The organism is Burkholderia sp. Se-20378 (genome assembly GCF_017104665.1).
GTDB lineage: Bacteria > Pseudomonadota > Gammaproteobacteria > Burkholderiales > Burkholderiaceae > Burkholderia > Burkholderia lata.
This window is the reverse complement of record NZ_JAAGPG010000306.1, coordinates 1-9,998: the sequence shown is the minus strand read 5'-3', so window position 1 is coordinate 9,998 and position 9,998 is coordinate 1. Positions and strand designations below refer to the sequence as shown.

Annotated in this window: 8 protein-coding genes; 7 read left to right on the top strand and 1 reads right to left on the bottom strand. The window is 62.1% G+C overall.

The features are described from left to right. Positions 1-128 precede the first annotated feature (128 nt). The 6 genes from G3N93_RS26075 (at position 129) to G3N93_RS26050 (ending at position 7,702) form a co-directional block, all read left to right on the top strand. The gene (locus tag G3N93_RS26075) at positions 129-3,329 is read left to right on the top strand and encodes an efflux RND transporter permease subunit (RefSeq protein ID WP_174940381.1); all 3,201 of its coding nucleotides are present in this window, start codon (positions 129-131) and stop codon (positions 3,327-3,329) included. Then, positions 3,329-4,852 carry an efflux transporter outer membrane subunit gene (locus G3N93_RS26070; protein ID WP_206134264.1) on the top strand — a complete coding sequence of 508 codons (1,524 nt, stop codon included), beginning with the start codon at positions 3,329-3,331 and terminating at the stop codon, positions 4,850-4,852. The genes G3N93_RS26075 and G3N93_RS26070 overlap by 1 nt, the downstream gene beginning before the upstream one ends. A gap of 497 nt (positions 4,853-5,349) precedes the next feature. Continuing rightward, the gene (locus G3N93_RS26065) at positions 5,350-6,024 is read left to right on the top strand and encodes a PAAR domain-containing protein (RefSeq protein ID WP_174940385.1); all 675 of its coding nucleotides are present in this window, start codon (positions 5,350-5,352) and stop codon (positions 6,022-6,024) included. Beyond that, positions 6,021-6,575 carry a hypothetical protein gene (locus tag G3N93_RS26060; protein WP_174940387.1) on the top strand — a complete coding sequence of 185 codons (555 nt, stop codon included), beginning with the start codon at positions 6,021-6,023 and terminating at the stop codon, positions 6,573-6,575. Before G3N93_RS26065 ends, G3N93_RS26060 begins: the two co-directional genes overlap by 4 nt. After that, positions 6,572-7,225: a M35 family metallo-endopeptidase gene (locus G3N93_RS26055; protein WP_174940389.1), complete on the top strand. Its 654-nt coding sequence runs from the start codon at positions 6,572-6,574 to the stop codon at positions 7,223-7,225. Before G3N93_RS26060 ends, G3N93_RS26055 begins: the two co-directional genes overlap by 4 nt. Positions 7,226-7,282: 57 nt before the next feature. Continuing rightward, positions 7,283-7,702: a hypothetical protein gene (locus tag G3N93_RS26050; RefSeq protein WP_174940391.1), complete on the top strand. Its 420-nt coding sequence runs from the start codon at positions 7,283-7,285 to the stop codon at positions 7,700-7,702. Positions 7,703-7,998: 296 nt separating this feature from the next. Here G3N93_RS26050 and G3N93_RS26045 read toward each other — a convergent pair whose 3' ends face one another. Then, positions 7,999-9,375 carry a nucleobase:cation symporter-2 family protein gene (locus G3N93_RS26045; protein WP_011353047.1) on the bottom strand — a complete coding sequence of 459 codons (1,377 nt, stop codon included), beginning with the start codon at positions 9,373-9,375 and terminating at the stop codon, positions 7,999-8,001. A 438-nt stretch (positions 9,376-9,813) separates the two neighbouring features. Here G3N93_RS26045 and G3N93_RS26040 point away from each other — a divergent pair. Continuing rightward, positions 9,814-9,998, top strand: a 185-nt coding sequence (locus G3N93_RS26040) for an FGGY family carbohydrate kinase (RefSeq protein ID WP_241026706.1), incomplete at its 3' end; no start/stop codon positions are given.

Here is a 9,998-nt window from a genome sequence, read left to right as displayed (position 1 = left end):
CTGCCGCGTCCGCTGCGCCGGCTGCCGCCGGTTCCGGCGCCGCTGCCGCTTCCGGTGCTGCCGCATCGGGCGCTGCGCCGGCGAGTGCTGCCGCTGCTTCGAGCGCGCAATAACAGGGAGCCTGTTTCATGGCAAAGTTTTTTATCGATCGCCCGATCTTCGCGTGGGTGATCGCCATCATCCTGATGCTGGCCGGGGTTGCGGCGATCTTCACGCTGCCGATCTCGCAGTATCCGACGATCGCGCCGCCATCGATCCAGATCACCGCGAACTACCCGGGCGCTTCCGCGAAGACGGTGGAAGACACGGTGACGCAGGTGATCGAGCAGCAGATGAGCGGTCTCGACAACTTCCTGTACATGTCGTCGACCAGTGACGACTCGGGCAACGCGACGATCACGCTGACCTTCGCGCCGGGTACCAACGCCGACATCGCACAGGTCCAGGTGCAGAACAAGCTGTCGCTCGCGACGCCGATTCTGCCGCAGGTCGTGCAGCAGCTCGGCCTTTCGGTGACGAAGTCGAGCAGCAGCTTCTTGCTGGTGCTCGCCTTCAACTCCGAAGACGGCAGCATGAACAAGTACGACCTCGCGAACTTCGTGGCGTCGCACGTGAAGGACCCGATCAGCCGGTTGAACGGCGTCGGTACCGTCACGCTGTTCGGCTCGCAGTACGCGATGCGGATCTGGCTCGATGCCAACCGTCTGACGAACTACGGCCTCACGCCGGTCGACGTGTCGACCGCGATCGCCGCACAGAACGTGCAGATCGCAGGCGGCCAGATCGGCGGCACGCCGGCCACGCCGGGCACGATGCTGCAGGCGACGATCACCGAATCGACGCTGCTGCAGACGCCCGCGCAGTTCGGCAACATCCTGCTGAAGGTCAACCAGGACGGCTCGCAGGTTCGCCTGAAGGACGTCGCGAAGATCGAACTCGGCGGCGAAAACTACAACTTCGACACGAAGTACAACGGTCAGCCGACCGCGGCACTCGGTATCCAGCTCGCGACCAACGCGAACGCCCTCGCGACCGCGAAGGCCGTACGCGCGAAGATCGACGAACTGGCACCGTTCTTCCCGCACGGCCTCGTCGTGAAGTACCCGTACGACACGACGCCGTTCGTGAAGCTGTCGATCGAGGAAGTGGTCAAGACGCTGCTCGAAGGTATCGTGCTCGTGTTCCTCGTGATGTATCTGTTCCTGCAGAACCTGCGGGCGACGATCATCCCGACGATCGCGGTGCCGGTCGTGTTGCTCGGCACGTTCGCGATCATGTCGATGGTGGGCTTCTCGATCAACACGCTGTCGATGTTCGGCCTCGTGCTCGCAATCGGCCTGCTGGTGGACGATGCGATCGTGGTCGTGGAGAACGTCGAGCGGGTGATGGCGGAAGAGGGCCTGTCACCGAAGGAGGCGACCCGCAAGGCAATGGGCCAGATCACCGGCGCACTCGTCGGCGTGGCGCTCGTGCTGTCGGCGGTGTTCGTGCCGGTGGCGTTCTCCGGCGGGTCGGTCGGCGCGATCTATCGTCAGTTCTCGCTGACGATCGTGTCGGCGATGGTGCTGTCGGTGCTCGTCGCGTTGATTCTGACGCCGGCGCTGTGCGCGACGATCCTCAAGCCGATCCCGCAAGGGCATCACGAAGAGAAGAAGGGCTTCTTCGGCTGGTTCAACCGTACGTTCAACAACAGCCGCGACAAGTACCACGTCGGCGTGCACCACGTGATCAAGCGGTCGGGCCGCTGGCTCATCATCTACCTGGTCGTGATCGTCGCGGTCGGCCTGCTGTTCGTGCGCCTGCCGAAGTCGTTCCTGCCGGATGAAGACCAGGGCCTGATGTTCGTGATCGTGCAGACGCCGTCGGGCTCGACGCAGGAAACGACCGCGAAGACGCTCGCGAACATTTCCGACTACCTGTTGAAGGACGAGAAGGAAATCGTCGAATCGGCGTTTACGGTCAACGGCTTCAGCTTCGCCGGCCGCGGCCAGAACTCCGGTCTCGTGTTCGTTCGCCTGAAGGACTACTCGCAGCGTCAGCATGCGAACCAGAAGGTGCAGGCGCTGATCGGCCGGATGTTCGGGCGCTACGCGGGCTACAAGGACGCGATCGTGATCCCGTTCAACCCGCCGTCGATTCCTGAACTCGGTACGGCTGCCGGCTTCGACTTCGAGCTGACGGACAACGCGGGTCTCGGCCACGATGCGCTGATGGCCGCGCGTAACCAGCTGCTCGGGTTGGCCTCGAAGGATCCGACGCTGCAGGGTGTGCGTCCGAACGGCCTGAACGATACGCCGCAGTACAAGGTCGACATCGATCGCGAGAAGGCGAACGCGCTCGGCGTGACGGCGGATGCGATCGACCAGACGTTCTCGATCGCATGGGCGTCGAAGTACGTGAACAACTTCCTGGACACCGACGGCCGGATCAAGAAGGTCTACGTGCAGGCAGACGCACCGTTCCGGATGACGCCGGAAGACCTGAACATCTGGTACGTGCGCAACGGGTCGGGCGGGATGGTGCCGTTCAGTTCGTTCGCGACCGGTCACTGGACGTACGGTTCGCCGAAGCTCGAGCGCTACAACGGTGTGTCGGCGATGGAAATCCAGGGTCAGGCCGCACCGGGCAAGTCGACCGGTCAGGCGATGGCCGCGATGGAACAGATCGCGAAGAAGCTGCCGGTCGGCATCGGCTACTCGTGGACGGGCCTGTCGTTCCAGGAAATCCAGTCCGGTTCGCAGGCGCCGATCCTGTACGCGATCTCGATTCTCGTCGTGTTCCTGTGTCTCGCGGCACTGTATGAAAGCTGGTCGATTCCGTTCTCGGTGATCATGGTGGTGCCGCTCGGCGTGATCGGTGCACTGCTTGCGGCAACGATGCGCGGCCTCGAGAACGACGTGTTCTTCCAGGTCGGCCTGCTGACTACCGTGGGCTTGTCCGCGAAGAACGCGATTCTGATCGTGGAGTTCGCGCGCGAACTGCAGGTGACGGAGAAGATGGGGCCGATCGAGGCCGCGCTGGAAGCGGCGCGCCTGCGGCTGCGTCCGATCCTGATGACGTCGCTCGCGTTCATTCTCGGCGTGATGCCGCTCGCGATCAGTAACGGCGCGGGTTCGGCCAGCCAGCACGCAATCGGTACGGGCGTGATCGGCGGGATGATCACGGCGACGTTCCTCGCGATCTTCATGATCCCGATGTTCTTCGTGAAGATCCGTGCGATCTTCAGCGGCGAGAAGGAAGACGTCGACGAGGCGCTGCGCCTGGCTCAGGAGCACTCGCACCACGAAGAGAAGCCGGGCAACGGCGACGAAGGCAACAAGGGACAGTGATGATGCAAAAACACGCTTTGACTGCAATCGCGGTCGCGCTCTTTGCCACGGGCTGCACGATGGCGCCGCATTACAAGCGGCCCGATGCACCCGTCGCGCAGGCGTACCCGGCCGGCGGCGTCTACGCGACGCAGCCGGGTGCGGCCGGCGCGCGCAGCGCGAACGGCCAGGCGGCGACCGCCATCGGCTGGCGCGAGTTCTTCGTCGATCCGCGCCTGCAGCGGCTGATCGAGATCGCGCTGAAGAACAACCGCGACCTGCGCGTGTCGGTGCTGAACATCGAGGCGGCGCGCGCGCAGTACCAGATCACGCGCGCGGGCCTGTTCCCGACGCTCAGCGGCACCGGTACGGGCACGATCCAGCGCTATCCGCAGGCTGTTTCGCCTACTCAGACGGCGACGATCTCGCGCACCTATAACGTCGGGCTGTCGGCGTCGTGGGAGCTCGACCTGTTCGGCCGCGTGCAGAGCCTGAAGGACCAGGCGCTCGCGCAGTACCTGTCGACCGCCTATGCGCGGCAGGCGTCGGAGATCTCGCTGGTGTCGCAGGTGGCGGATCAATACCTGACGCTGCTGTCGACCGACGATCTGCTGAAGGTCACGGAGAACACGCTGAAGTCCGCGCAGGACTCGTACAACCTGACGAAGCTGCAGTTCGACAACGGCACGGGCTCCGAGCTCGACCTGCGTCAGGCGCAGACGGTGGTCGAGACGGCGCTCGCGAACCAGCAGGCGCAGGCGCGTGCGCGTGCACAGGCGCTGAACGCGCTGGTGCTGCTGATCGGCGAGCCGCTGCCGGACGACCTGCCGGCGGGCATGCCGCTCGACGCGCAGAACCTGCTGACGGACGTGCCGGCAGGCCTTCCGTCCGACCTGCTGACGCGCCGTCCCGACGTGATGCAGGCCGAGCAGACGCTGCTGGCCGCGAACGCGAACATCGGCGCGGCGCGCGCGGCGTTCTTCCCGAAGATCTCGCTGACGGCCGCGTTCGGCACGGCGAGCCCGACGCTCGGCGGCCTGTTCAAGGCCGGCACGGCGGCATGGTCGTTCGCGCCGAACATCGCGCTGCCGATCTTCGAGGGCGGCTCGAACATCGCGAACCTCGATCTTGCGCACGTGCAGAAGCGCATCGAGATCGCGAACTACGAGAAGGCGATCCAGTCGGCATTCCGCGAAGTGTCGGATAGCCTCGCCGCACGCGGTACGTACGATCAGCAGATCGCGGCGCTCGAGCGCAACGAGCATGCGCAGCAGCGACGTTTCGACCTGTCGGACCTGCGTTACAAGAACGGCGTCGACAGCTACCTGTCGGTGCTGACCGCGCAGACGGACCTGTACTCGGCACAGCAGTCGCTGATCAGCGCACGTCTGGCACGCTGGACCAACCTGGTCGACCTGTACCGTGCACTGGGCGGCGGGTGGATCCAGCGCGCGGGCGAGACGCCGCGTGCGCCGGATGCACCGGTCGACTACGACAAGGCGGCCGCTCCGGCGCCTGCGTCGGTAACGGCGACGAACGGGTAACGAGCGGTTATCCTGCCTGCGTGCGGTCGCTTCGCGCGCAGGCAGGACGTTGTTAGTCCTGTCGTAAGCTTGGCCGTTACGAACGATGCGAAGCGTAACGAAGGAAACGTAGGCTAGTCCATCATTACTGGTCCTTAAGTGCGCCGTAACCTCGCGTGGAAATGCTGCGGAGATCCACGCGGGACACGCGCGTACATCTGCAGGGGCGCGAAATCCAGGGGCGCGAAATCCAGGGGCCGGGCGCCGTCGAGCACGACGCGCACGGACTAACCGTGCAGATTCTCGTTTCGCCTAATCGATGATCATCCCTCTCCGGTAGCCTGTCGCCCGGCCGCCAAATCCCCGCTCATTTCGCCCAATTCAGCTCATTTGCTGTTGGACGGTCTTTATAACGATTAGTTATACGAAATTCGAACTCGTCTGATTGGTTCTTCTTTCTCGTCCGTGCAGATTGTGCATGAAGCATTTCTCACCCATTGTCGAGAAAGGAAATCCTGATGAAGAGCGAGCAGGCTGCACCGACCCATCTTTTTGCCACCATCGGCGCGCTCACTGAGCGCGGTGGACGGATAACCGAGGCTACGAGCGACCTCACAGTCGCCGGGCTTGTCGTTGCCCGTGTTGGCGATGTCGTCACTTACGAGGATGGCAGCGAGGCCGTCATTGTGGATGGTGCAGGCGAATATGCGATTTGCAGCGATAAGCCGTTTGCGCTGGTGGGTAGCAGGTTGAGCAACGGCGATCGTATCGTCGAAACGCTTCAGCGGTTGTCAGGAATTCACGTACCGGTTGGCGAAACGGCCGAAGGGTTGTTTAACGAGGATTATGCGCCGCCTGCACTGCCGCGATACAGGTTGGCTGTACGAGGAGCCACGACCGCGCGAGGCGGTGCGTTGCGCGAAGCTACCGGCACGTGGGACACCGGTGTTCGGCTTGGCAAGTCTGGCGTCGTGGGTAATCAAATTCACTACGCAGACGGTTCGACCGCGCGAATCATAAGCGGTCTTGGGCTGGTGGATAACGGAGACTTCCAGCCGCTGGCTTTCGTCGGCAGCGAACTAGATAACGGCGACGTCATTACCGATAGCCCTGAGCGCGATGGTCTGGTATCCGCTGACGCCTTCATCGTGGTGAAGCGTTCAACCGTTGTACATCGAGGCGAGACCTCATGATTCGTTATTTCCTTGCCAAAGGGGATCAGGGCGGCAGCGCCACGATTACCGAAGGATTGGATGACGTAACCTGTTCCGATCCGCCGCCGCGCGTGCATATCGCAACGCTGTACATGAAGACGTACTGCACGGCATGCAAGCAGGAAGGGTTTGTCGCCCCGGAGGGCCCACGCTGGCCGGGCACAGGGCCAAACGGCAAGCCGTGGGCGTTGAGTGGTGATATCAACGTCTGCGATTGCAAGCCGCCACCTGTTTTCTATGGCGAGCGCGGCATGAAGATGACCTTTTCCGCAGACGAGGTGGCGCGGTTGACGGGGAAGCATGGCTTAGGCGTCGCCCCTGTAAGAAGAGGCACGGCAGTCCACGATCAGCAGTTCGGTATTCGCAACAAGAAGTCAAGGAAACCCGTTGTGGGCGTGCGGTATTGGATTACAAATTGCCGTGGCGACGTGCTGGCTTCAGGGATTACCGATGCGCAGGGGCGTACGGTGCGAGTGATCACGCCGGAGGCTGAATCGGTAAAGCTTGAGGTCATCGGAGAAACAGAATGAGTGACGGCGATCGTGTGGCGATTGCAGAGGCGATGACGGACACAAAAGAAGGTTCGTTAGTCGAAGCATTGATATCGAATGGGCCACCCATCTGCCAAAACATGACTGATGCGGAATTTCGCCGTATGGTTCTAACGTTACGCGATAGAGCCGTACAAATGATTGATGTACGTCTCGTAGACTTGCGCAAGTGGGGAGCGGTCGAACGTCAACGCGTCGCAACGTGGTTTGGCTCAAGCGATGAAACGATTCGGCAACGTCTGACAGTCGGCCTCGCACGAGTAAGTCGGGTGATGCGCGATCTCAAGCCTGGAAACTTTGTTCGTCAATCAGAGGAGCTTGATCGATATCTTGGTTGCACGCCGAATAACAAGGACCCGGATGGTGCCGTCGCGCATGTTTGTGCCCCTGACACGGCTACACATACTATTTGTATCCACGAGAATTTTTGTGGGATGCGCCCCATATCCAGTGCGAAGGACTCGATGTTATCGACACTGATTCATGAGTGCACTCATTTTGCCGACACTTTTGGCGCTCAGGATCATCAATATTTCATGCGCGAGTGCTTGGTATTGGCTCGGATGCGCCCCGATCTAGCAATCAATAATGCGGATAGCATTGCCGGGTATATTGTCTATGAGGGTTAGAGGTGGCGTGACAGGGCGATCCTTGTTGAATCTGATTGGGTCAAGCGGAAAATCGATATGGTAAAAGGACCGGCATGTATTGCGCTGGCATTCTTCTCGGCCGGGACATTCGCCTGCTCCCCAGTCCATACGCTTGATGTTTCGTTTGAAAGAGATTCTGCCAAGGTGTCCGGCGATGAGCTCACAAGGGTGGCCAATTGGGCGATAGACCTTCAACTCAAATATCCCAATCTCGATCGTACGTCTGTCGGTGGCCTTGCCGAAGCTGACGAAAGGCAGCCGCACGTGCTGGCTCGACAACGCGCGGAAAGTATCAAGGGGCTTCTCGTCACATTGGGGCTTGGTCGAGCACCTATCGACGTCGACGCCAGGCTTTATAAGTCGCATCACTTGAGCGGTGTGCCGGATAATGGCCGACGAGTAGAAATCGACTTCCTTCCCGGTTGTCCGCATGAATGTCCTTGCCAAGTGAAATGAGGCCTTGGCCGCGAGCCGCCGCGCAGTGTTGCACATCTTGACGGTGTGAAGCGGCCCCTTACACACCATGCAGTAAGCGCCGGCCGTCACAAGCCGACGCATGCTTGGTGTTCGTCACCGCACACCGCACACCGCACACCGCACACCGCACACCGCACACCGCACACCGCACACCGCACACCGCACGATCGCCCCGTGCGTCCCCGCCTTTCACCGCTCCCTCAAAGCAAAACGCCACGGCATGCCGTGGCGTTTTTAGTTACTGCTTCTTCGCGCCGTCGTCCGGCGCGTGGCGATCAGTGATGCACGTCGGCGGGACGCCCGTCGAAGTCGTGTCCGGCGCGGCGGATGTCGCAGCGCGCATCCTTCTCGCCTTTCACGCCGTTGAACACGATGTTCAGGATCACGGCCGTTGCCGATGCCAGCAGGATGCCGCTGTGCAGGATCGGGGCAAGCGCGGGCGGCAGCTTCGAGAAGAAGTGCGGCGACACGACCGGCACGAGGCCCATGCCGACGCTCACGGCGACGATGAACAGGTTGTGCGTGTTGTTCACGAAGTCGACCTTCGACAGCACCTTGATGCCGTTCGCAGCCACCATCCCGAACATCACGATGCCCGCACCGCCGAGCACGAACGGCGGCACCGATGCGACGACCTGCGCCATCTTCGGGAACAGGCCGAGCAGCACGAGGATCACGCCGCCGGTGGCGCACACGAAACGGCTCTTTACGCCCGTCACGCCGATCAGGCCGACGTTCTGCGAGAACGACGTATGCGGGAACGAGTTGAAGATGCCGCCGATCAGCGTGCCGAGGCCGTCGACGCGCAGGCCGCGCACGAGGCGCTCCTGGTTGACCGGGCGATCGACCATGTCGCCGACCGCGAGGAACATGCCGGTCGATTCGATGAACGTGACGAACATCACCGTGACCATCGTCACGATCGACAGCGGGTCGAAGTGCGGCAGGCCGAAGTGGAACGGCATCACGAAGCCGACCCACGGTGCGTGCGCGACGCCGTCGGTATTCACGCGGCCGATCGCGAAGGCGATCGCGAAGCCGGCGACGATGCCGAGCAGCACCGAGATGTTCGCGATGAAGCCGCGGCCGTACTTGTTGATCAGCAGGATCAGTGTCAGCACGAGCAGCGACAGGCCGAGATAGACGGGGCTGCCGTACTCGGGGTTGCCGACGCCGCCGGCCGCCCAGTTGATGCCGACTTCCATCAGCGACAGCCCGATCACCGCGATCACGGTGCCGACGACCACTGGCGGGAAGAACCGCAACAGCTTGCCGATCATCGGCGCGAGCACGATGCCGATGATGCCGGCCGCGATGGTCGAGCCGAAGATGTCGAGAATACCGAGGCCGGGGTTGGTGCCGATCGCGATCATCGGGCCGACTGCCGCGAACGTGCAGCCCATGATGACGGGCAGGCGGATCCCGAAGACCCACAGGCCGAGCGTCTGGATCAGCGTGGCGATGCCGCACGAAAACAGATCGGCGCTGATCAGAAACGCGATCTGGTCTTTCGGCAGCTTGAGCGCGGCGCCGACGATAAGCGGCACGGCGACAGCGCCGGCGTACATGACGAGGACGTGTTGCAGGCCAAGCGTTACCAGCTTGCCGGTCGGCAGCACCTCATCGCACGGATGGACCGTGTTCGATTGCATCTGTCTCACTCCATGATCTTGTTTTCGGGGTGATACGAAATTATTCGGAATGAATCCACGCAACAAGAGTGCTGGGTACTATTCCGTTCTTTGCTGGTTCGATATGCCATTTCGGCATGCAACAAGGTGTCGATCATCGGGAAACAGCCGCAGGAGTGAGGTTTCCCGGTTTTATAGCCCTTCAAAATAGCGCTGGCCCCCGTGTCAAATATAGGCCGCTTTATGGTGTGTATTGGGCAGGATGCATAGTGGCAAAAAGTGCCTGGGAAAAATCGTGCCGGGTTAACCCGTGAACGGCCGCTTTTGCCCGCAAGGTGCAGCCGGGTGGAACCCGTCCGGCGACCGCGTTTTCGGCCTGCCGCGGTGGCGGCAAAAACGGGGCGCGCATCGCGATCCCGTTATCATCGACATCCGTTCATACGAATTTGCCCACACGTCATGCGCCTGCTCGGAATCGACCTTGGCACCGGCTCCGTCAAACTCGTCACGCTCGATGCCGACGGCGTCGAGCGCGCCGTCGCGAGCGAACCTTATGCGCTGTCGTCGCCCCAGCCCGGCTGGGCGGAGATCGCGCCGGACGCGTGGTGGCAGGCGCTCGTGCGCGCAGCCGCGCGGCTGCCGGG